The organism is Granulicella aggregans (assembly GCF_014203275.1).
Classification (GTDB): Bacteria; Acidobacteriota; Terriglobia; order Terriglobales; family Acidobacteriaceae; genus Edaphobacter.
Map to the genome: position 1 here is coordinate 15953 of NZ_JACHIP010000004.1, position 23401 is coordinate 39353.

Below are 23401 nucleotides of genomic sequence, written 5' to 3' on the forward strand. Positions count from 1 at the left end.
CATCTCGACCCGACCGCAGCGAAGTGGAGAGAAACCCAGCATTGGTTCTACCCGGCACCAATGCCCGGGTGCCCCACCCATGGCTCGCACTTGGCCATGGGTGGGACGTAAACCACCTACTCCCGTCCCACTACCCCCGCCTCAAACGGCAGCCAAAGCACGAACACCGTCCCGCGCCTCCCGTCCCGCTGACTACTCCTCACCAGCAACCTGCCCTTATGCCTGCCCACGATCTCGCTACTGATCCAAAGCCCCAGTCCCGTCCCGCCAATCCCCTTCGTAGTAAAGAACGCGGTATAGATGCTCCGTATCGTCTCCGCGCTCATGCCGCTACCCGTATCGGCCACCGTAAACGCCACTCCCCGAGCTCCGGTACGCCACTCCACAGCCTCCCGGCTGCGCAACACCAGCGTTCCGCCCCGCACCCGCATCGCGTCGATCGCGTTCCGCACCAGGTTGTTCAACACCTGCCGGATCTCGCTCTCCAGGCACACAATGGTCCGCTCGGTCCGGTATCGCCGCCGCAGCAACACGTTCGAGTTCTCCATCAACCCCGCATACATGCTGCTCACCGAATCAAGCATCTCCTCCGGATCGATGGCCGTAGGCCGCGTTGACTGCTTATAAAACCGCAGCGACTGAGACGTAATCAGCGAGACCCGTTTCAACTCCCCATCCGCAGACTGCAGATAACGCCGAACCTCAGCCGGGTCGTCCGTCTGCTGCGCTAGGTAGAGAAGGTTCATCACCGACTCCAGCGGATTGTTGATCTCATGTGCAATCGACGACGCCAGCCGTCCCACCGCCGCCAACTTCTCGCTCTCCCGCAGCGCCGCTTCGAACTCAACCCGCGCCGTCACGTCCGTCTGGATACCCACGAAGTGAGTCACCACGCCATGACGGTTCCGGATCGGCGACAGCGAAAGCTCATTCCAGAAGAACGTCCCATCCTTCCGGTAGTTCTTCAACACCACCAGCGCCTCGCGCCCCTCGCGGATCGCTTCGCGAATCACATCCAGACCCGGCTGGCTCGACTCGTCCCGTTGCAGGAAACGACAGTTCTTTCCCACGACATCTTCAAGGCAATACCCTGTCATCACCTCAAAGGCCGGATTGACGTACACCAGCGGCAGATCGGGCTCGAACGCATTCGCCACGGAGATCCCGCTCGTCACCGACCGGAAGATCCTTCGATTAAGGTGTAACTCCTCTAGGGCCGAGTGATACTTTCGCGCGAACGCCCGATGCGCATAGAGCATCAGGCTCAACTGCGCGACCAGCGGCGCAGGCTCCAGCGGCAACGTCAGAACGCCGTCTACCTGGTACCCCGCCGGCCCGATCGGCCGGTCGCCGATGTATACAGCAATGATCGCCGGGTTGATCCCCTCAGCCTGCCTCTCCCGCTCCCCCAGCATCCCCTGGATCTGCCGAGCGTACGGCTCCTCCGCAATAATCATCTCGAACGACGCCAACTCCGCGAAGTCCAGCCTGTCGACTTGCAATTTGACAGCGCGAAGTTCAAGCTGAGTCGCCGCCGTCTCAATCAGGCGCCAGTTCATCGCATCCTGAATCAAAATTCCGACCGCCACCGGTTTGTCTGCCGCCTCCATCTGCGGCAGGTCTTCGTCGTTCGGCAACACTTCGGCCTTGAATATCGTTGAACTCGCCATCGCGGGCACCCCACTAAAAAGTATTCGACCGGCATGACTCGGAACTTGAATTACCACCCGCGCGATCGATTACCGGGCCCAAAGTCGCTTACCTGCAGAACTCTCTTACCTCTGCCGCCATCGCTCCGCCTTCGACGGAAGCTTGCTGGCCTATCTTTTTCGATGCAGGATCACTTCGACGGGCTGCCGCGGACCGCCCTCACTGGCGCACTCCCCTCCCAGGCATTAACATCAACAGGAAGACAGAAACGAGGAACGCTCTAATGGATCAGAATCAAACTGCCCGCCGCACCGAAGACATCGCCCTCGACCTCCTCAAGTTCGTTGCGGCAACGGCAAACGTCGGCGGCAAGTCCACCGGCTCCACCACCGGCTTCGGCATTCCCAGCTCCGCCAAGCCCGAAGACCAGGTCACCAGCCTCCTCGAGCTCTACGCCAAGTGCCGACAGGCCGTCGAAGCCCCACTCGAAGATTAAGCAGCGAGTACGGTGAGCAGGAAATTTCGCTGCCAAAGAAACCCGTCATCCTGAGCGAAGTCCGTCGCGCCTTTGCGACGGACGCAATCGAAGGACACCGAGCGAGCAAGCACCGCCGATGCCGCTCGGCCCTTTCTATCGAAAGGGCCTCCAGCGAACCTCTGACTCGGCAAACGAGGAACGAACGTGACCGAAGCAAACACCAGCACCCGCCCCCTGCGAGTAGCGGTAGCCGGGGCGGGAGCCTTCGGCAAGAACCACCTGCGCGTCTACAAAGAACTCGAAGCCGCAGGACACGTCGAGCTCATCGCCGTCATCGACCGCGACCCCGCAACCCTCGCCGCCGCGGCCGAGCTCTACGCCATCCCCGGCTTCACCACCATCGCCGAAGCCCTCGCGTCCGGCATAAAGCTCGACGCCGCCAGCGTCTGCGTCCCCACCATCCACCACGCCGCCGCCTCCGAAGAACTCCTGCTCGCCGGCATCGACATCCTCATCGAAAAGCCCATCGCCGCGACGGAATCCGAAGCCAACCGCATCGTCGACCTAGCCGCGACTCTCGACCGCATCGTCCAGGTAGGCCACCTCGAGCGCTTCAACCCCGCCGTCGCCGCCGCCCGCGCCCACCTCAACCACCCCATGTTCTTCGAGTCCCACCGGCTCAGCATCTTCACCCCCCGCTCACTCGACGTAGACGTAGTCCTCGATCTCATGATCCACGACCTCGACATCGTTCTCTCGCTCGTCGCCTCGCCCGTCCGCGAGGTCCGCGCCGTCGGCCTCCCCGTCCTCTCGCAAAAGGTCGACATCGCCAACGTCCGCGTCGAGTTCGAAAACGGCTGCATCGCCAACTTCACCGCCAGCCGTGTCAGCACCGAGCGCGTCCGCAAACTCCGCTTCTTCCAGCCCCGCCAATATCTCTCGCTGGACTTCGCCCGCCAGGACCTACTGATCATCGACGCCCCCGACGTCTCCGCCCTCGCAGCCCTGAACCCCACCCGGCTAGCCGCCCTGCTGGCCGCTGCAAAGTCGGGAGATCATCCCTCCCCCGGTCTCGGTCTCCGCAACATCGATGTCCCCAAGGGCGAACCCCTCCGCCTGGAGATCGAATCCTTCCTCCACTGCGTCCGCACCCGCGAGACACCCACAGTCTCCGCCGCCGACGCCACCGCAGCCCTCTCCCTCGCGCTCGAAATCACAAGCGCCATCGAAGCCCACGCAAAGCGCGCCGGCCTCGGCTAGGATGCTTCGGCAGATCGTTTCTTGTCGCTGCACATCACATAGGTGATTTGTAGATACCGTGCGCAAGCTGCTTCCAGGCATGGTCCATAGGCGAACTCATGAAGCGGATGGACTGCAAGCCAGAGAAGGTCTTGGCGCTCAACAGCCGGCGCAGTAAGCATTGTTAAGAGTTGATCCTTACTGGACTAGCTTGGAGATTGACGACTATGAAAGCTGCCTACTACTCCGCAAAAGGCCTTGCTCGCGACGTTCTCATCGTCGGCGAGCAGCCAGATCCTGTTCCACAATCCGGCGAAGTCCTGGTACGCATTGCGTACTCGGGCGTAAATCCGTCAGACGTCAAATCCCGTTCTGGCGGCACAAATCCTGCAATGGAGTTCCCTCGCGTCATTCCACACAGCGATGGCGCTGGCGTCATCGAGGCAGTCGGTGAGGGGGTCTCACCGCAAAGGGTCGGACAGCGAGTCTGGACGATTAACGGGCAGTGGAAGCGCCCGTTCGGTACCGCCGCCGAACTGATTGCCCTGCCGGAGAACCAGGTAGCGGCTCTCCCGGAAAACGCTTCCATGGAAACGGGTGCCTCCCTTGGGATTCCGCTCTTGACGGCTTGGTACGCGGTGCACGCTTGCGGCGGTCTTCTCGGGAAGACAGTTCTCGTCTACGGGGCGACCGGAGCGGTAGGTGGCTATGCGACCCAGCTTGCCGCGCTCTCGGGCGCGAGAGTCATCGGCGTTGCAGGCAGCAAGGAAAAATGCCAACTCGCTTCCCGGCTCGGTGCCGAGTGGGTTATCAATCGGAATGAGCAAGATGTGGTCGCTGCGGTGCGTGAGATCACGGACAGCAAAGGCGTGGACGTCATCATCGAAGTGGACGCAGCGGCAAATGCCAGCAAGTATGGGGACCTGCTGAAGTTCGGTGGCGATGTAATCATCTATGGGTCAGGGGCCGGTGTGATCGAAGTTCCCTTCAGGTCGATGATTGTGGGCTTCGCCAACCTGCACTTCTTTATCGTCTACAACCTCCCCGTTACGGTGAGGAAGGCTGCCATCGACACACTCACTCCTCTGCTGAAGCGGGGTGCGCTGCAACATCCGCAGGTTGAGGTCTTTCCTTTATCGGAAGTTGCGAAAGCTCATGAACGCGTCGAGTCCGGCGCCAACGCAAAAATTATCGTCGACACATCCAGGTAATGACTTCATCGCCTCTTCACTCGCCCGCTGGTGAAGAGGCGGGCGGGAGCTCATGCCAGCACGAGCTCCCACCCAACCCGTTCCTTCAATCCATCCGCTGTACAGTCATCCCCGCCGGAATCTCCAGCTTGAACTGCTCATCATCCAGCGTCGGATTCGGCGTCAGCTTCACAATCGTGATCTTCAACGCATACTCATCGAACGGCCGCGTTATATCGATCTCGCCGGGAAACTCGATCTCCCCATACTTCTGGTACCTGCCGTAGTTCACTGACGTCACCACGCGCCCGGTCTCGTCGTAGATGTCCTGCTTATACGGCAGCAGCGTCTCGCGGCTGTAGTGAATCACCCGCCTGGTCGTCAGGATCGAGGCCGCCAGAGTCCCATCCTCCGGCCCGCTTTTTAGATGTCCGCTCTTCGGCTGCCCAAGGATCACCAGGTCATAGTCCGGCTCCAGCAGAATCGCATGCGTCTTCGGGTCCGGCGGCAGCGTCCGTTCGCTCTCCGTCAGCGTCACCGACTCGTCCGCTCCCACGCTCCGCAGCAGGATCGAGTCAAAGAAGATCCCCGGCCTCAAATTCTCCAGCGAGTTCTTCGACGGCGTCTTCACCTCGTCCGTCCCCACCCTCGCCTTGTTCTGGAACGGGATGATCAGCTTGAAGTTCGTCCCATCCGAGACCATATCCATCGCCACCGACCCAAACGCCGGCACCTGCAGGATCACCCGCAGGTCGCGCGGCTTCCGCATCAGGATGTAGCCCTTGAACGCCGTATAGTCGGTGATCTTCCCGGTACGTCCGCCGCCCGTGCTCGCCGCAATCGTCACCGAAGCATTGAAGCTCTTGATGGCCTCATAGTTGCCGTTCAACTGCTTCACCAGGTCGCCGACCGTCGCGTCCTTCACCACCGCAGGAGCGACGTTCTTCTCCACGATGCGGGTCGTCTTATAGCAACCCGAAAGACTCAGTGACATCGGCAGCAGAACGGAAAACAGAAACCCGGCTTTTTTGAGGGAGGAAAACACGCTAGACAAGTATAAATGCCCCTCTTTTGAGGCGCTGCCGCCAGCCAGGGAATCACCCCTGCCTGAAGCGTATGGCCATGAGGCCGGCAACGTTCGGAAATTGGAGCCGCCGCGCAAACAGGTTCGTCTCGCGATCGACACCCCCTTTAGACGCTCCCACCCCACTCTGAGCTTCTAAATGATCCTCGACCGCACCACACGCCACAACTCCGTATCTCAACCTCGTGCCCCATTCATTCGCAGTCTCATCGCGAATGAGTGGGTCTGCCACGAAATCTCACCACTCATCGGCGCCAGGTGGGAAGGTCCATCATCTCGACCGCAGTGGAGCGCAGTGGAGAGACCCCCGCATGTCCACACCCTACCCCCTACACCCAGCCCTTACAGCACCCTCACCGCCACCACCGTCATATCGTCGTACTGCTCCGCCTCACCCGCGAACTCATCGACCGCCGTACACAACGCCCCCGGAACTCCATGCACCGCGCAGTCCACATGCGCCAGCACCACCCGTTCAACTTCTTCCTCTTCCCAGAAATCACCCTCGGCATTGCAAGCCTCGACGATCCCATCCGACACCACCACCAGCAGATCCCCCGGCCTCAGCGCCACCGTCGTCTGCTCGTACACCGCCTCCGGCAGCAGCGCAATCGGCAACCCATCCCCTGGCAGCCTCTCTAGCTCGCCATCCGCATGAAGCAGCAGCGGCTGCACATGCCCCGCGTTCACATACGTCAGCGACCGGCGGTCCTCCGAGATCACCCCGCAGAATAAAGTCGAGTACCGTTCCGCCGTCGAGCTCATATAGAGCGTCCGGTTCAAATCGCTCAACAGCACGGCAAGATCTTCTTCCCTCTGCAACAAACTCCGCAGCAGCGTCTGGATACTCGCCATCATCACCGCCGCCGGAATTCCCTTGCCCGAAACATCCCCCAGCGTCACCGCGAACCCGCCCCGCCGCAGCGGCAGCAGATCGTAATAATCCCCGCCGATCAACCGAGCGGGGCGGCAGCACCCCACGCACTCCAACCCCTCAATACCCTTCGGATTCTCCGGCAGCAGCCGGTCCTGCACATCATGCGCCAGCTTCAGCTCATGCCGCATCAGCTTCGCGCCCAGAGCCTCGCGCCGCAGCCGCTCGCCTTCGATCGCCTCCGCCGCAAAGTGCGCCAGCAGCCCCAGCAGGCCAATATCGCCATCATGAAACCCACCCGGCTTGTTCAGCAGCTGGAAGGCCCCAATCACCCGCCCCTCGGCCCGCAGAGGAACGCAGAGGATCGACTCCGTCCGATACCCGCTCGACTCATCCACCCTCCGCAGCTGCCGCGGCTCGTTCCGCGTATCGTTCACCAGCATCGGAGCGTCTTCTTCGACGCAAGCCCCCACTACACCCTTACCCAGCGGAATCCGTATCTCATCGGACCCATGCGCGAGTTTCGTCCAAAGCTCGCCCGCCGGCCTGTCGATCAGCCACAGGCTGCACCGATCGGCACCAAGCAGGTCCCGCGCGAAGTCCGCATTCAGACGCACCAGCTCGTCGGTTTGAGTCTCCCGCCCGATCCGAGTCGCATGCTCGAAGATCGCCCGTGTAATCTTGTCCGCGCTTGCGTGCTCAAGAACCGCGCTCTCCATGCCCACCTCGGCCCAATGTATTCGTGTACCCAGAGAATACTTCGATATGATGCCCGCGGCCTACACATTCTGGTAACCTCCCGCCGAAAGTCCCCTCCCGCCCGCTCTTGCCCACCGGAAGTAGGTGTAGGGAATGGGGAGAAGGGAGGAAGGGTAGGGAGAGATGCGGGAAATATCCACGGCACCGCTCTGTGCCCCATTCATCGCGCTTCTGTCTTTCGCGATGAGTGGGACAGCCACAATCGGACCAAGCCAACCGCCGGGTGCCCCACCCATGACTCGCCCTTGGTCATGGGTGGGTCCACGCCACTTCCTCTTCACCCCAGCCTCAACTGCCGCTCCTTCAACTCCAACAACAAAGCCTCCACCTCATCATTCCTCTCCATCCCCTCGAACCGGTCGTCGAGCGACTCCATCCCCTCCACTTCAACCATCGCCCGAGCCACGCCCGCCTCCACTCCAGCCTCAGCCACCGCCGCCGAGATCCTCCCCAGCCGAGCCGTAGCGTGGCTACCCCCACCCAACGCCACCCCCGCCCGCTTCGCCGCCACATTCCTCCGATGCTGAGCCACCAGCAGCTCCACCCGTCCCCGAGTCTCCACCAGCTTCCGTTCCAGCCGACCATAAGCCGCCCTCAGCGTCTCCGCCTCCGCCGCCTGGTCGTCATACTGCTGCCCAAACCCCACCGCCATCTTCCGGTACGAGATCGCCCGCTCCAGCGCCGCCCGAGCCATCTCATCCTGCCCCTTCGCCACCGCCGCCTCCGCCTTCCGCGACCACGTCGCCTCCAACTCCTCCTGCTCCGCCCGCTTCTTCTTCAGCAGATGCTGATCGGCAATCGCAATCGCCACCTGCGTCTTCACCTGCATCAACTGGTTCTCCATATCCAGCACCAGTTGCTTCCCCAGCTTCGCCGGATCCTCCGCCTTACTCAGCAGATCGTTCAGATTCGCCCGCATCAAAGTAGAAACTCGTTCCAATAGCGCCATCTCATCCTCCTCTACCGCAACCACTCTGTGCCCCATTCATCGCAGCCTTATCGCGATGAGTGGGACCACCACGGTAACCGCCCCAGCCCCGTCATCCTGAGCGAAGCGAAGAATCCCCGCATTTGCTGTTGCCCTTGCTGTTGCCCTTGCTGTTGCCGTTGCCTGTCCTAGCCGTCATCCTGAGCGAAGCGAAGGACCCGCCACACCGCCAACATCACCTCAACCGCCCGCCCCTTTCAGCCACAACCCGGGTGCCCCACCCATGGCTCGCACTTGGCCATGGGTGGGACCGCCACTACTTCTCCTTCTCCTCCCGCTCTTTCATAGGCTTCACGTTCTTCATCAGCTCCGACATCTTCATCCCGCTCAGCGCCTCAAACAGAGCCGGCACCTGCGCCGCGATCTTCGTCATATCGCCCGTAACCTTATCCATGCCCGTACCTCCACCATCTCCGCCCGTAGACACAATCGTGATCTTGTCCACGTTCTTCAGCGGCTCCGCCATCGCCCTCACCACCTCAGCCATGTTCGAGATGATCTTGTCCACAACCGCAGCCTGCGACCACTCCTGGTAAGCCTCGGCCTTCACATTCATCGCCTTCGCCTCGGCCTCACCCTTGCTGAAGATGATGTCCGCCTCAGCCGAACCCTGCAGCCTGGTAATCGCCGCCTGCGCTTCGCCCTGTACCCGGGCAGCAGCCGCCCGACCCTCAGCCTCAATGGTCAACCGAGCCTTCTCCGCCGCAGCAATATTCTGTATCCGCCGCGACTCAATCTCCGACCCCTTTAGCACCGTCGAGATCAGCTCCTTCTCATGCCGCAGAATCTCAGCGTCCTGCACCTTGATCTGCTGCTCTTTCTCGATCTGCAGGATCTTCACCTGCTCGGCCACAACCTGCTGCTGCATCACATTCGTCTGCAACTCATAGGCTTTATCTGCATTCGCCTCCTGCCGCCGCGACTGCTCCGTATACTGCGCCTTCTGGATCGCAAGGTCCCTCTGCGCCTCCGCCTGCTTACCTAATGAAGCCGTCTCCGCGATCACCCGATCCTGATCCGAAGCCGCCTTCGCAATCGCCGCCTCGCGCAGAGCGTTCGCCCGACGGATCGCCGTATCACGCTCCGCCTCAGCCGCCGCAATCTCCGCGTCGCGCTTGATCCGCGCCACATCCGGCCGTCCCATGTTGGTGATGTACTCGTTCTTGTCGCGCACCTCGCGAATCGTGAAGCTCACCACCTCGAGCCCCATCTTCGACATGTCATCCATGCAAGTCGCCCGCATCCGTTCGGCGACCATCTCCGGCTCCTTCACAATCTGCTCGACGGTGAGTTGCCCAATGATCCCGCGCAGATGCCCTTCCATCACCAGCCGAATCAACCCCTCGCGCTGGTCCGGAGTCTTCGAAAGGAACTGCTCCGCCGCCGTCAGAATCGACTCGTTATCGCTCCGCACCTTGATCTGCGCGACCGCCTCGACCGTGACCGCCACGCCCTGCTTCGTATAAAGGTCCTGCTGCGGAGCGACGTCGAAGCTCATCAGCTCCAGCGTCAACTCGCGATACGTCTCGACCACCGGAAAGATCACCGCGCCGCCCGACTTGATCACCCGAGGCGCACGAAATCCGTAAACAATAATGGCCTGATTCGGCCCGGCCTTGCGAAACATCCGAGCCAGCGCAATCAACAAAGCCAGAAGCGCAACTACCAACCCACCCACAATTACCGTTGTCATCACCGACGTCTCCATAAAACTCCCTTTGTCCTCTCTCCAAACCTTGTTTACTCTTCAAACCGTGAGAAATCCGTCATCCTGAGCGGAGCGCAAAGCGCGGAGTCGAAGGACCCCGAGACCGCTCACATCACCACACCCGCTCAAACCTTTCCGGCCACCAACTCGTACCGGGTGCCCCACCCATGGCTCGCTTCTGGCCATGGGTGGGTCCGCCACCAACCTCAAACATCATCCAACCGGCTCACCGTAGCCACTCCCTTCGCATACCCCAACACCACCACCTCGGCCCCTCGCTCAATCGCCTCTCCCGTCTCACTCCGGGCCGCCGCACTCCTCCGCGCGCCGGTCTGCGAGAACAGAATCTCCCCCAGCCCGCCATCCGCGCGTATCTCATCCGACACCCGAGCCACCACGCCATCCATCCGCGTCTCCTCCGCCGTGTACCGGGTGCCCCACCCATGGCTCGCTTCTGGCCATGGGTGGGTCCGCCACCAACCTCAAACATCATCCAACCGGCTCACCGTAGCCACTCCCTTCGCATACCCCAACACCACCACCTCGGTCCCCCGCTCGATCGCCTCTCCCGTCTCACTCCTGGCCGCAGCACTCCTCCGCGCTCCCGTCTGCGAGAACAGAATCTCCCCCAGCCCGCCATCCGCGCGTATCTCATCCGACACCCGAGCTACCACGCCATCCATCCGCGTCTCCTCCGCCGTCAAGACCCTTTCCCGCGGTAGCAGCACCTTGAACAGCACGCCGTAGATCACCGCCGCCCCACCAATTCCAGACACCGCCGCAATCAACATCACCAGCACTCCAAACAGCCCAGTATGCGACCGCAGCAGGTATCCCACGCCACCAAACCAGCAGAGAAACGCAGGAAGCGTAAACCCATTCAGCACCGACATATTCCCCGAACCATGCGTATGGGTAGGAACATGCCCATGTCCAAAGTGGATATGCCCCACATGCACCCGTCCCAGCCCGGTAAACATCGCCAGAACACTCATCACCAGCCCCAACACAAAACACACCAGATAAACAGTGGTCACTTCTTGTCCTCTTTCCGTGAGTCCTTCTTGCCGCCCTTTTTACGGTCTTTCTTCCCAGCCTTCTTGCTATCGGACTCGGCCACAACCGAAGTCCCATCAAGCCCCAGCGCAGCCCCCAGCCTCTCCACCAGCGCCGGCGTCTTCAACACCGCCTCCAGCAGCAACAAGCACCGCCGCGAATCCGCATGCTGCGACACCGCTAGCAAAGCCCTGCAAAGCTCGGGATCTTTCCGCCCAAACCTCTCCGCCCCGCCGACCAGCCAAAGATCCAGCTTGTCCTCGATGATCTCCGCCGTCCGCAGCTCCGCCTGAAAGTCCTCCGGGTCCTCCACCAGATATCCCGGATGCACCTTGAAGAACTTCGCCAGCAGCAGCCGCGTCGTGTTGGTCAAATGCGGCCGCGAGCCCGACTCCAGCTGCGAAAGATAAGATTGCGACAACCCCTTACCCTTCGTCTCCGCCGCAATCGCCTTCAAAAGCTCCTGCTGCGTCATCGCCCGCCCCAACCCGCGCAGCGACCCCTCAACCTCTCTCAGATACCGAACCTTGTCCGCCAGCTTCACTGCGTCTAACCCTCGTATTACGAATCGCAATATTTATATCGCAATCCGCAATACGACGCAAGATGCCTATAGGCCTCACCCAGCGAGAAAATCCGGGTGCCCCATCCGTGGCTCGCCTTTGGCCACGGGTGGGACATTCGTGCAAAGCACGAGCCGCTCTTCTCCACTCCCCAAACCCCGTCATCCTGAGCGAAGTCCCTCGCAGCGCTTCACCGCGAGGGACGCAGTCGAAGGACCTGCTGTTGCCGTTGCCCTGCTGTGCCGTTGCAATTGCAGTTGCAGTTGCAGTTTTTGCCGTCATCCTGAGCGAAGCGAAGGACCCGCCACCCCTCCCGCACCCCGCACAACCGCTCGAACCTTTCCGCCACCAATCGGGTGCCCCACCCATGGCTCGCACTTGGCCATGGGTGGGACATTCGTGCAAAGCACGAACCGCCTTTACTCCGCCCGCAAAGCCTCCACCGGGTTAACCATCGCCGCCCGCCTAGCCGGCAGATAACTAGCCACCATAGCCGACACCCCCAACACCGTCGCCACACTTCCCAGCGTCCCCACATCCCACGCCGCCGTCCCAAACAACAACGATCGCATCAGCATCGCCGCTCCCACCGCGCACCCCAGCCCCGCCACAATCCCCCAACCCGCAAGCCACCCAGCCTCGCGCAGAATCAGCCCATAAACACTGCCGCGCTGCGCCCCCAGCGCCATCCTCACCCCAATCTCCCGCGTCCTCTGGCTCACCGAGTAAGCAATCACCCCATACAGCCCCACCACGCTCAGCACCAGAGCCAGCACCGCAAATCCACCCACCAGCCACGCCGACGACCGGTGCAGATACGCCGTCTCCGAGTCATTGATCCGCGCCCCCATCGTCGCCTCGTCCGCCGTTCCCAGCGCCGGATCGATCCTGTGAATGGCCGCCACAATCGAAGGCATCATTCCCGTCTCATCCTGAGAAGTCCGCACCACCAGGCTGAAGTAAGAATCGGGACTCTGCGCAAAAGGCTCATACTCCGTAGCCCACGTCTCCGTATCGAGCGACGCCTCCCGCACATCCTCCACAACTCCCACAATCGTCCGCAACGTCTTTGGGTCGAGCCCCGTGCCGCCAAACACCTTCCCAATCGGATCCTCGCCCGGATAGTACTTCTTCGCAAACGCCTCGTTCACCATCACCACCTTCGGCTTCGAAACATCGTCCGCATCGTTGAAGTGCCGCCCCCGCAACAGCCGCGTTCCCAACGCCGCGAAGAATCCCGGACTCACCTCGCGCTCATTCACCTCGATATGCTTCCCGTCATACGGCCGCCCCACAAACCGAATCCAATCCGTATTCCCATTCCCGCTCAAAGGCAGGACACTCGTCGTTCCCGCCGCCTTCACTCCCGGCTGCGCGGAGACTTCATCCACCACTCGCTTCATCAGCGCCGTCTGCTTCACCCCATCCGCATACTGCAGGTCCGGCATTGCCACGGAGATCGTCGCCAGGTGGTCCGGCACAAATCCCATCTCCACATTCAGCAGCTTGTAGAAGCTCTTCGCCAGCAACCCCGCGCCCACCAGCAGCACCACCGCAATCGCCAGCTCCACCACCACTAAATGCGATCCCAGCCGCCGCCACAATACTCCCGCCGATCCGCGCGATCCCTCCGCCAGCCCCTCGCGCACATTCACGCCTGCAAGCCGCAACATCGGCGTCACGGAGAACACCACCGCCGCCATCAGAGCCACCCCACCGGCAAACAACATCACATGCAGATTCGCACCCAGCCCATTCAGGTACGGCATCCGCACCAGCATGTCCTTCGACAGCAGATGCAACAAAAGCTTCATCGCCCCCAGCGCCGCAACCAGCCCAATCACGCTACCGGCACCGACCAGCAACAACGCCTCGGTGATGAACTGCCGCGACAGCCGCCCTCGCGATGCCCCCAGCGCCCCACGCACAGCAATCTCCCGCCGCCGGCTCTCCGACCGCACCAGCAACAAACTCGACACATTCACGCAAGCAATCAACAGCAGCAATCCAGCCCCTCCAAGCAACGTCAGCAGGATCGGCCGCATGTCCCCAATAAACGCCTCCGACAGCGGAATCACGCTCGCCTTCTGCCCCCGATTCGAGTCCGGATACTGCCCCTCCAGCCGATCGGCAATCGTCTCCATCTCCGCCTGCGCCGCCGCAACCGTCACGCCATCCTTCACCCGCGCCACGCCGATCAGGTTGTGGCAACTCCGTCGGTCCTCACACCCCTTGCTCTGCTGCAGCACCTCCCAGAACTCCGCATTGTTCCTGCGAATGAATTGAAAGCTCTCCGGCAGCACGCCCACAATCGTCATCGGAACGCCGCTAAGCTCAACCGTCTTTCCAATCACGTCTCTGCTTCCCGCATACCTCCGCTGCCAAGCCGGATAGCTCAGGATCACACTCTTCGCCGCCCCCGGCTGGTCTTCTCCCGCATAGAAGTCACGCCCCACCACCGGCACAACTCCCAGCGTCCGAAAGAACCCATCCGTCACCCTCATCCCCGTGACCACCTCCGATCCCTTATCGGTCGGCAGCAACGCCCCCGTCCCCGTATAAGCCGCGAACGAGCTGAACACCTTGTTGTCCCGCTTCCAGTCCACGTAATCCATGTAAGAAAGATTCGCCCGCCCCATCATCGCGATCGTCTCCGTCACATCGACCAGCTGCGTAGGCTGCCGATAAGGCAGCGGCTGAATCAACGCCGCATCGACAAACGCAAAGATAGCCACGCTCGCCGCCATCCCCAACGCCAGCATCGCCACCGCCGTCACGGCAAACCCCGGGCTCCGCCGCAACTGCCGCGCAGCGAATCGCAGGTCCTGCATCAGCGTCTCAAGAAACGGCAACGTACTCTGTTCGCGATAAGCCTGCTTCGTCATCTCGACTCCTCCCAACTTCAAAATCGCCTGCCGCCGAGCCTCACGCGCATCCATCCCCGCCCGCACGTTGTCATCGATATGCATCACAAGGTGGCTCTCAATCTCCGCACGCATCTCCAACTCGCGCCGCCCACTAGGCACGATCCCCGCCACCCGCCGCAGCAAAACCCGCACCCATCTCATACCGCCTCACCCCCGACAAACCGGGTGCCCCACATCTCGCCTCTGAGATGTGGGATCAATTCGCCACAAAATCGGGTGCCCCACCCATGGCTAGCCTTCGGCCATGGGTGGGACTCTCTCACCATGCGCCACCACCATGTGCCCCATTCATCGCGCCTTTGTCTCGCGCGATGAGTGGGTCTCCCCCAAAACCCGGGTGCCCCATCCATGGCTCGCCTTTGGCCATGGGTGGGATGTACAAACTTCCCCAGCCCTCTCATACCGCCTCATCCGGAGCAAGAAACCGTGCCAGAATAGCCGTAGTCTGTTCCCAGTTCTTCGCCTCGCGCGCCAGCTGCTTCCGCCCCGCCCGAGTCAGCGAATAGAACTTAGCCTTGCGATTATTCTCCGAGACGCCCCACTCAGCCGCAATCGCGCCCTCCTGCTCCAGCTTCAGCAGAGCCGGATAGAGCGTCCCATAGTTCAACTCCAGCACGTCCCCACTGGTCTGCTCAATCCGCCGAGCGATCCCATACCCATGCAGCGACCCCATCGCCTCGATAGTCTTCAGCACCATCAAAGCCAAAGTCCCCTGCCATACATCCGCCCGATCTTTCGCACCCATAGAGTCTCCTATTGCCTAACCATAGGAATAAAATCACATTCCCTATGGGAAAGCAATAGGAATCCTCAACCCGCAAAGACTTGTCATCCTTCGCCGGAGGCGGAGGATCTGTTGTGGCCGTTGCCGTTGCCATTGCCGTTGCCGTTGCCGTTGCCGTTGCTCTTGTCGTTGCTAGTTTCTGCCGTTATCCTGAGCGCAGCGAAGGACCCGCCACCCCGCTTGAATCACCACAACCGCCCGAAGCTTTCACCCACGAAACACCCGAATCAAGCCCGTTATGCCAAAATACCCACCATGCCCGAAGTCACCCGCGAACTCCTCCAAACCACGCCCATCGACGGCCTACCCGGCTGGGAGATGCGTCTCTTCCTCATCACCTACCCACCCGGGGCCGACGCCAGCAACCACTCGCATCCCGTCCCCGGCGTCGGCATGGTCCTCGAAGGCGCCATCATCTCTGCCTTCGACGACGATCCCGAAGAGACCTTCACCGCCGGCCAGAGCTTCTCCGACCGAGCCAGCCACCACCGCGTCAGCCGGAACGCCAGCCAAACCGAACCCATAAAATTCCTGATCGCCTACGCCGTCCGCCAAGGCGAACCCAACACCACCTGGCCCAGCGCAAAGTAAGACTCGGGTGCCCACCCATGGCAAGCCTTTGGCCATGGGTGGGCCGCCACGAACCCTACCGCATAGCCGCCTCAACCTCATCTGCCGTATGCGGCAGCTTCTCCGCAAAATCAATCAACTTCCCCGAAGCATCCACATAAAACGTATCTTCGATCCGCACCCCGATCTTCTCCTCCGGGATATAGATCCCCGGCTCGATCGTGAACACCGACCCCACATCAAATGGTTTGCTGTAATCCGCCGGGTCATGCACATCGATCCCGACCCCATGCCCAAGCCCATGCACGAAGTACTTCCCCAGCGGCTCGCCATGGAGGTCCTTGCCATGCGTATTGATGTAGTCATACGCAACCTTGTCCAGCAGGTCCGCCGGAGCATCCGCCCCCCTCTGGCTCACGTTCCCCATCTTCGACTTACCCGCCACAAACGCCGCTCTCGCCGCATTCTGCGCCCCCAGCACGATGTCGTAGATCTCCCGCTGTCGCGCCGTAAACTTACCACCTACCGGCATCGTCCGCGTCAAATCACTCGCATACATCGAGTACTCACCGGCAGCATCGATCACCACCACATCGCCCTTCTCCATCACCCGTTCATTCGCCGAGTAATGCAGGACCGTCGAATTGAATCCCGATCCCACAATCGACGGATAGCTCACCCGCTCGCATCCGCCCTCCATCATCTTCGCGACCTCGACACCCGCAACCGTCCTCTCCCGCACGCCGGGCTTGATCGCACGCATCCCCGCTAGTTGCGACGCGATCGAAGCATCGGTAGCCTTTCGGATCAACTCAATCTCCGCCGCCGACTTCACCATCCGCAACGTTGTCGTCAGCGCGGTCACATCCTGCGGCGACACCTGCAATTCCTCCGCCCCCAGCACATTCGCCGCGAATCGCATCGCCCCGCGCGCCTGCTCGCCCTGCGGGTCGTTACCCACCTGAGTCCACACCGTCCTCACCCGCCGAGGATCTTCCTGCACAAACGCCCCTAACACCGCAGGCAATTGCGACAACGGCATCACCGCATCGACACCCAGCTTCTCCGCCGCCCCCGGGCTCGCCGCATCCAGCTTCTCACCCGTATACTTTTCGAGCACCGGGTTGCGCATCGGCAGAAACAGAATCTCGCGATAAGCATGCGCCGGCACCGGCGTCCCCAGCCGAGTCACCGCAGCCGGCCCCGCGCCAATCACCACCAACGCCCCCGCCGGCTCATTCGATCCCGTCAGGTAATAGAAGTCCTCATCCTGCCTGTAGTCCTGGTACTCCATCGCCGGCTCATGCGCCGCAAACACCACCGCCGCGCCGCCCTTCAGCATCGCCCCCAGCTTCACCCGACGATCGTGATACTCCCCCTTCGGCACCGACTCCAGTCCGAACGCCACCTGCGCCACCAGCAGCAATGCCACCACTCCAAACCGCTTCATCATCGAATCGCTCCCTGAAATTCAGCTATGTAGGAGGTATAGCACCACGCTTTCTACACCTGCGGCCCGACCTGCCCTCAGCTACACTTTTCCTACCATGGTGACGATCTCACTCCAGCGAACCATCGCAGCTCTCCTCGCAACCTCCCTCAGCGCATCGGCCCAAACACCATCTCCTCAAACCACCTACATCCCTCCTACAACCTCCTCCCAAATAGAAAAGGTCACCCAGCCGCCAGCCCTCAAGCTCCTCGCTCTCTCCACCCCCAGCCGCGTCTCCATCTCCTCCGGCGCAACACCGGACTACGTCACCCAGTGGCCCGGCGCCTACTTCAACACCGCCTTCCAGGGCACCACGCTCTACTTCACCGTCGGAGTCTCGAGAGAGGTCCTCCACCTGGCCATCGACAATCAGCCGCCGCTAATCCTCGCCACCCCTCAGCCCGGCCTCTATCGCGTCTCCGGCCTCTCGAACTCCCGCCACTCCGCCACCCTCTACATCGCCACCGAAAGCGCCTCCATGCCCCAGCACTTCGGCGGCTTCTCCATCCCCGTTGACGAAAGAGAGCTGCCCCCAGCCAGGCACTCTCGCCAGATGGAGTTCATCGGCGACTCCTTCACCGTCGGCTACGGCAACACCTCGCCTCAGCACGACTGCAACGCTCTCCCCGGCGGTGTCTATGCCGCCACCGATGACACCCAGGCCTCCGGCCCCCTCACCGCCGCCCACTTCCACGCCGACTACCAGGTCAACGCCATCTCCGGCCGCGGCGTCGTCCGCAACTATCACGGCAATCCCGGAGACCTCGTCCCCGTCGCCTATCCGTATCTCCTCCTCGACAAGCAGCAGCCCTACAGCGACCCCAACTGGCACCCGCAGGTGATCGTCGTCAGCCTCGGCACCAACGACTTCACGACCGGCCTCAAGCCTGACGAAAAGTGGAAGACCCGCGAAGATCTTCACGCCGACTTCGAGCAAACCTACATGCAGTTCCTCCAGAGTCTCCGCGCAAAGAACCCCAACGCCTACCTCATCGTCTGGGCCACCAACCTCGCCCGTGGCGAGATCGCCACCGAGGGTCAACATGTCGTCGATAAGATGAAGTCCTCCGGCGAACAGAAGATCACCTTCATCTCCTTCGACCAACTCACCTTCACCGGCTGCGACTCTCACCCCTCCGTTGCCGACGATAAAACCATCAGCTCCAAGATGGTGGAGTTCATCGAAGCCCATCCCACGATCTGGCAAGCCAGGTAGTCCATCACCCTGCGGCCCCAGCTTGCCGTCAGTTGAAGCTGGGTCGGTAAAGATAAGCCGGCTTCCCAGGACGCATATCGGGTGAGTTCCCCATTCGCAAGGGCCTTAGACTTGATCGCCGATTTTTGATTCCCATACGCGCGGCGGGTCGAAGTTGTAGTCGCTATAACGCAGCCATCTCGTACGCACTACCAGCCAGACTATCCCCGTCCAGTGCGCACGAGCGGCACCGTCAGGCCATGTTTCGAAGTAGATAGCTTGTAACCGTAGAAGCTCGTCTCCGATAGGTTGCTCTGCGACGCCTTCGAGCTGTACCGTCTGTTCTCCATGCCAGCCGAGGACAAACGAACATCGAGGATCTTGAAGCAGATTGGGATACTTACGTGAGGTCTTGAGCGTATCGAATACGATGTCCAGTTCCGGCGTGATCGCTACTCCAACAAGCGCGGACTGCGGAGTTCCGTCAGTAGATACGCTTGATAGGACACCATATCGCTGACGCCTCATGTATTCGTAGAGTTCTTGCCTCTCCATCGCACACCCCAACTTACCGTTCATCTTATCGATAGCGGGCTGTCGGCTCTGCCGGGTGCCTGACTCATGGCCCGCCCTTGGCCATGGGCGGGCCCATCTACTTCTTCTGACTCAGGAGAACCGCCTCGTTCAATCTCATCTGTGCCCCATGCATCGCGCCTCTGTTTCAAGCGATGCGTGGGACCGCCAAAAAATTAGCCGATACCTAAACTGACGCTATCGATGACCGGATTACGCTGAACTCGGAGGAACTCAGCCTATACTGTGCAAGTTTGGTGAAGATGTCTAGAGTGGCGAAAGGGAAAGGGACCACAATATGGACAGGCGTCAATTCCTCGCGGGGCTCGCAGCACTTGCTGTCACCCGAACCGTTCGTGCCGCAGCCGGGCCGGTCAACAACGCTTCCACTGGACTCCTCCGGCTGAAGGTGTCGGACGGAACCTCGATTGCCCTAGAAGAGGGAGGGACCGGCCCAAGCCTGCTCTTCGTCCATGGCGCGGGAAGTTTTCGCAAGGCGTGGGCGCGCGTGACGCCGCTGCTCCAGTCCCAGTTCCACACCTACGCCATGGACCGACGCGGCCATGGAGATAGCACGGACGCCGCAGCCTACTCGCTCGAGCGTGAAGCCGACGATGTCGCTCAGGTCGCTGCACAACTTCCTGAACCAGTCTTCGTGCTCGGTCACTCCTTCGGCGGGATCGTAACCCTGGAAGCATTGAAGCGCAGCAACCGTTTTAAGCGGGCTGTCCTTTACGAGCCGCCCATGCCTGTACCCGGGGGCATGGTCAGCCGGTCGCCGCAAGCTGTCTGCGATGCGATTGCCGCTGGAGACAATGAGGCGGCTCTCGTAACCTTCTTCACCGATTACGCACGCTTGTCTCCAACCGTCATCGCGAAGTTTCGCAATGACCCTTCCTGGCCGCAGCGGGTCAAGCTGGCTCCAACGGTCTGCCGTGAGATAACGGCCGTACGCCAATATCATTTCGACCCGGCCTCCTTCGCGCAGCTCAAAACACCGATGAGGTTTTTCCTTGGGAGCGACAGCCCCAAACCCATGGACACTAGCGTTCGGACCGTAGCCGAAGCCCTTCACAGAGATGTCACCGTACTCCCCGGCCAACAGCACGACGCTATGTACACCGCGCCAGACCTTTTGGCACGGGAAGTGACAGCCTACTTGCTGGCTTGATCAAAGTTCGCCTCGCTCACATTGCCACCAGCTCAAGCCTCAGCCGGGTGCCGGGTGCCGGGTGCCCCACCCATGGCAAGCTTTTGGCCATGGGTGGGTCCGCCACGGAACCCCAAAGACACACCGGAACCATCCCCACCCTCTCAGCGTATCCACTCGCAGAGGCCATCTCCCATGCAAACCCCGCGCAAGGTCATCGTCACCTTAACTTCCCTGTTCCTGTCGACATGCGCCTGCTTCTCCCAGCCGACCATCCCATGCGGCCAGTCGCTCGACGCCGCCCTCCACTCAGGCGCACTCCTGACCATCGACTCGCGTCCCGCAGGCATCGAGATCGTCCCCACCGACGCCGCCACAGAGAAGGAGACGATCCACGTCACCTGCAAGCCCGACTCCGCGGAACACGACACCGACTACGCCATGCGCACCCATCTCCAACTCTCCGGCACGCCCTCTCACACCAGGCTCACCATCACCGGCGTCCGCCTCGAACACAACGGCGTGCAGATCCGCATCGAGGTCCCACACAAAACGAATCTCGAACTTCAGATGCCAGCCGGACAAGTGACCGTGGAGGACGTCGTAGGCGACAAGGACATCGAACTCAAAGCAGGACAGATTACGATCTCCTCGACTCACACCTGGAACTACAGGAAAGTAGATGTCTCCGTTGGAATCGGCCAGGTAAACGCTCAGGTCTACGGCGCAAACAAGGGCGGATTCTTCCGCGACTTTCACAAGCAAGACGCAGGCGGCGAGTATCGCCTGCACGCCCACGTAATGACCGGCCAGATCGATCTACTTGGCAAGCGCACTCACACCGCAGCCGATCCAGAATAAAAACCCGCAACTTAGCTTCGCCGGGTGATTAGGCCTTGTCGTCAGTTGGAGTTGGACTCGGTAAAGATAACCCGCACTTGCCGGGACTGATCCGGTGACGGTGAGTGCATTGGCGATTTCGCACCTGTTCAAAGAGGCCTATTGGGACCGGGGCCGAAAGAGCCCAACCTGGTTCACTTCACTCTGGTTTCGCAGCACAAAGGCCGCGATGGCCAATCCCGTCTTAAGCGCAATATAGTGGTACCACCGTCATGACAACTGCCTCCGGTCTTTCCGTCAGTCCCCAGTCGAAAAATCACTATGAAGTTCTGGACGGCTTGCGCGGGGTGGCCGCCCTGCTCGTCGTTGCCTTCCACACCCTGGAACCGAACGACCGTGGCATTCGTTTCAACCAGATCATCAATCATGGATATCTTGCGGTTGACTTCTTCTTCCTGCTCTCCGGCTTTGTAGTGGCTTACGCCTACGACGACCGCTGGCCCCGCATGAGCCAGTGGGATTTCTACAAACGTCGCCTTATCCGTCTGCAGCCGATGATCGTGATGGGCAGCTTGATCGGTGGCGCGCTCTTTTACTTCCAGCGAGGGCCGGCCTTTCCGCTGATCGCTGCCATCCCATCGTGGAAGATGATCGCCGTCATGCTGTTTGGCTGCACGCTTCTTCCGCTGCCTACGCAACTCGACATACGGGGCTGGGACGAGATGCACCCGCTTGACGGGCCCGCGTGGTCTCTCTTCTTCGAGTACATCGCCAATATTCTTTATGCAGTATGGCTACGTAAGATCTCGACTCGCTGGCTGAGCGTGCTCACCGGCCTCTCTGCGATTCTGCTCATTCACATGCTGGTCACCGGAGAGGGCGATGCCATCGGGGGCTGGGCGCTGAACGGTGCGCAACTACACATCGGTTTTGCGCGCCTGCTGTTTCCTTTTCTCGCAGGTATGCTGCTCATGCGCTCAGGCAAGCGCATCCATGTACGCCATGGTTTTTATCTTTGCAGCGTGCTCCTGCTTATCTGCTTTGCGCTGCCACGCTTCGGTGGGCCCAGCCACCTTTGGATGAACGGCCTCTACGAAGCCTTCTGCATCATTGCTGTCTTTCCGGTGATCGTTGCTGTCGGTGCTGGGAATCTCAAGGCCACCGATGCTTCCAATCGGCTCTGCCGCACGTTAGGCGACCTCTCCTACCCGCTTTATCTGACGCACTATCCGCTGATCTACATCTATACCGGTTGGATTACGCAAAGTCCGCGTAGTCTCGGTGAGCGCGCGGGATGGGGCGTTCTACTCTGGGTTACAGCTGTGGCGATCGGGTACGCTTGCCTCAAGCTTTACGACGAACCCGTTCGCGCGTGGTTGAGCCGACGCTTCCTGCGAAGTAATCGGCCTGCCGCAGCGGTCCAGGTTTCAGGTACCGACCCAGCGTTTTCAAACGACCCAACGCGTTTCTGATTTTGGACGAGGAATGTTGCAGCACAAGCTTTGCCGCTGTGCGCCTCGAGACCATGCGAATGCGGTCTCATCTGTCACATTGTGTCTACGGACTTCTGCGACCGTGATATCTCAACTTCTGCCAACAGGCCGATGCACTCATTGACGGCGGATCAGTGAATGCATTGGCGATCTGGCACTCACCGAGGATTAAGATTTCGAATCAATCAAGCTGGCCCTCTCGATCACTCATCGAGAGGGTCAGACTCGAATTAGCTAACTACCTTCGTAGCCAGGGCCACAATAACTCGCCGGTTTGCGCGCCACAAGACGCGTCGCGTCTTGTCTTGTCATCGTTATCGACCAGCCTTCCCGGGTGGGGTTTACTTCTCTTCCGGACCTTCGATGACGTAATCGAACTTGCCGGGCTGAACGAGAAAGAAGAGGCAATCCGTCTCTGAAAGGCACTCGGTGACGTGCGCTTCCTCTCCACGCTGGAACCAGTAAGAGCCGGCAGGCAGCGGCACCGCTTCACCACCGGCCGGATGATTGGACCCTATGCCTTCAACAACTGCAGCAAAATAGTCTTCGGTATGGCTGTGTACCCGACTCTTGAAACCAGCCGGCATACGCACAAACGTTCCGTGGCGACCATTCTGGAAATCACCGTAGGCTGGTCCTGCCTCGAGTTCGCCCTTCGCCGTTTTCACACCGGTCTGAACGAAGTTGATCTCGTTGGCTGGAATGCTTACGGATGGGCCTTCGTGAACGACGTTGGTCTTTGTTGATGCTGCTGTCGATTCTGGTGTGCTCATTCAAATCCTCCATGA

The 23401-nt window shown here is 60.8% G+C and carries 21 protein-coding genes; 8 read left to right on the forward strand and 13 right to left on the reverse strand.

Going from position 1 to position 23401, the window contains the following annotated elements:
* Nucleotides 1-116: 116 nt before the first annotated feature.
* Nucleotides 117-1670: a two-component system sensor histidine kinase NtrB gene (locus HDF16_RS13870; protein WP_246409100.1), complete on the reverse strand. Its 1554-nt coding sequence runs from the start codon at nt 1668-1670 to the stop codon at nt 117-119.
* A 263-nt stretch (nt 1671-1933) separates the two neighbouring features.
* On the opposite strand from HDF16_RS13870, the gene HDF16_RS13875 reads away from it, so the two are divergent.
* From HDF16_RS13875 to HDF16_RS13885, 3 genes are all read left to right on the forward strand, one after another.
* Nucleotides 1934-2146, forward strand: a complete 213-nt coding sequence (locus tag HDF16_RS13875; protein ID WP_184217616.1) for a hypothetical protein — start codon at nt 1934-1936, stop codon at nt 2144-2146.
* 186 nt (nt 2147-2332) lie between these two features.
* The gene (locus tag HDF16_RS13880; protein ID WP_184217618.1) at nt 2333-3388 is read left to right on the forward strand and encodes a Gfo/Idh/MocA family oxidoreductase; all 1056 of its coding nucleotides are present in this window, start codon (nt 2333-2335) and stop codon (nt 3386-3388) included.
* Between the two features lie 206 nt (nt 3389-3594).
* Nucleotides 3595-4578: an NADPH:quinone reductase gene (locus HDF16_RS13885; protein WP_184217620.1), complete on the forward strand. Its 984-nt coding sequence runs from the start codon at nt 3595-3597 to the stop codon at nt 4576-4578.
* Nucleotides 4579-4663: 85 nt separating this feature from the next.
* Here the strand turns inward: HDF16_RS13885 and HDF16_RS13890 are convergent, their stop codons facing one another.
* From HDF16_RS13890 to HDF16_RS13930, 9 genes are all read right to left on the reverse strand, one after another.
* A complete protein-coding gene (locus tag HDF16_RS13890) occupies nt 4664-5611 on the reverse strand; it encodes a DUF4292 domain-containing protein (protein ID WP_221312762.1) in 948 nt (315 codons plus the stop codon).
* A gap of 372 nt (nt 5612-5983) precedes the next feature.
* Nucleotides 5984-7234, reverse strand: coding sequence for a PP2C family protein-serine/threonine phosphatase (locus HDF16_RS13895; RefSeq protein WP_184217625.1), 1251 nt, complete (start codon nt 7232-7234; stop codon nt 5984-5986).
* A 317-nt stretch (nt 7235-7551) separates the two neighbouring features.
* Entirely contained in the window at nt 7552-8223 is a 672-nt protein-coding gene (locus HDF16_RS13900; RefSeq protein ID WP_184217627.1) for a PspA/IM30 family protein, read from the reverse strand.
* A gap of 295 nt (nt 8224-8518) precedes the next feature.
* Nucleotides 8519-9955 (reverse strand): flotillin family protein, encoded by a 1437-nt coding sequence (locus tag HDF16_RS13905; RefSeq protein WP_184217629.1) that lies wholly within the window; start codon nt 9953-9955, stop codon nt 8519-8521.
* A 221-nt stretch (nt 9956-10176) separates the two neighbouring features.
* Nucleotides 10177-10377: a hypothetical protein gene (locus tag HDF16_RS13910; protein WP_184217631.1), complete on the reverse strand. Its 201-nt coding sequence runs from the start codon at nt 10375-10377 to the stop codon at nt 10177-10179.
* Nucleotides 10378-10452: 75 nt separating this feature from the next.
* Complete coding sequence (locus tag HDF16_RS13915; protein ID WP_184217633.1) at nt 10453-11007, reverse strand: hypothetical protein; 555 nt, start codon at nt 11005-11007, stop codon at nt 10453-10455.
* Nucleotides 11004-11600 (reverse strand): helix-turn-helix domain-containing protein, encoded by a 597-nt coding sequence (locus tag HDF16_RS13920; RefSeq protein ID WP_221312763.1) that lies wholly within the window; start codon nt 11598-11600, stop codon nt 11004-11006. The genes HDF16_RS13915 and HDF16_RS13920 overlap by 4 nt, the downstream gene beginning before the upstream one ends.
* Before the next feature lie 408 nt (nt 11601-12008).
* Nucleotides 12009-14657: an ABC transporter permease gene (locus HDF16_RS13925; RefSeq protein WP_184217635.1), complete on the reverse strand. Its 2649-nt coding sequence runs from the start codon at nt 14655-14657 to the stop codon at nt 12009-12011.
* Nucleotides 14658-14913: 256 nt separating this feature from the next.
* A complete protein-coding gene (locus tag HDF16_RS13930) occupies nt 14914-15261 on the reverse strand; it encodes a PadR family transcriptional regulator (protein WP_184217637.1) in 348 nt (115 codons plus the stop codon).
* 294 nt (nt 15262-15555) lie between these two features.
* Here HDF16_RS13930 and HDF16_RS13935 point away from each other — a divergent pair, with 294 nt between their 5' ends.
* Nucleotides 15556-15891: a cupin domain-containing protein gene (locus tag HDF16_RS13935; protein ID WP_184217639.1), complete on the forward strand. Its 336-nt coding sequence runs from the start codon at nt 15556-15558 to the stop codon at nt 15889-15891.
* Between the two features lie 55 nt (nt 15892-15946).
* Here the strand turns inward: HDF16_RS13935 and HDF16_RS13940 are convergent, their stop codons facing one another.
* A complete protein-coding gene (locus tag HDF16_RS13940; protein ID WP_184217641.1) occupies nt 15947-17323 on the reverse strand; it encodes a M24 family metallopeptidase in 1377 nt (458 codons plus the stop codon).
* A gap of 94 nt (nt 17324-17417) precedes the next feature.
* On the opposite strand from HDF16_RS13940, the gene HDF16_RS13945 reads away from it, so the two are divergent.
* Nucleotides 17418-18578, forward strand: coding sequence for an SGNH/GDSL hydrolase family protein (locus HDF16_RS13945; RefSeq protein WP_184217643.1), 1161 nt, complete (start codon nt 17418-17420; stop codon nt 18576-18578).
* A gap of 105 nt (nt 18579-18683) precedes the next feature.
* Here the strand turns inward: HDF16_RS13945 and HDF16_RS13950 are convergent, their stop codons facing one another.
* Nucleotides 18684-19112, reverse strand: a complete 429-nt coding sequence (locus tag HDF16_RS13950; RefSeq protein ID WP_221312765.1) for a pyridoxamine 5'-phosphate oxidase family protein — start codon at nt 19110-19112, stop codon at nt 18684-18686.
* A gap of 316 nt (nt 19113-19428) precedes the next feature.
* On the opposite strand from HDF16_RS13950, the gene HDF16_RS13955 reads away from it, so the two are divergent.
* The 3 genes from HDF16_RS13955 to HDF16_RS13965 all read left to right on the forward strand — a co-directional run bounded on the left by HDF16_RS13955 (nt 19429) and on the right by HDF16_RS13965 (nt 22592).
* Nucleotides 19429-20301, forward strand: a complete 873-nt coding sequence (locus tag HDF16_RS13955) for an alpha/beta fold hydrolase (protein ID WP_184217645.1) — start codon at nt 19429-19431, stop codon at nt 20299-20301.
* A 174-nt stretch (nt 20302-20475) separates the two neighbouring features.
* Nucleotides 20476-21141, forward strand: coding sequence for a hypothetical protein (locus tag HDF16_RS13960; protein ID WP_184217647.1), 666 nt, complete (start codon nt 20476-20478; stop codon nt 21139-21141).
* 251 nt (nt 21142-21392) lie between these two features.
* Entirely contained in the window at nt 21393-22592 is a 1200-nt protein-coding gene (locus tag HDF16_RS13965; RefSeq protein ID WP_184217649.1) for an acyltransferase family protein, read from the forward strand.
* Nucleotides 22593-22954: 362 nt separating this feature from the next.
* On the opposite strand, the gene HDF16_RS13970 is transcribed toward HDF16_RS13965, so the two are convergent.
* Nucleotides 22955-23386 carry a DUF4437 domain-containing protein gene (locus tag HDF16_RS13970; RefSeq protein ID WP_184217650.1) on the reverse strand — a complete coding sequence of 144 codons (432 nt, stop codon included), beginning with the start codon at nt 23384-23386 and terminating at the stop codon, nt 22955-22957.
* Nucleotides 23387-23401 lie beyond the last annotated feature (15 nt).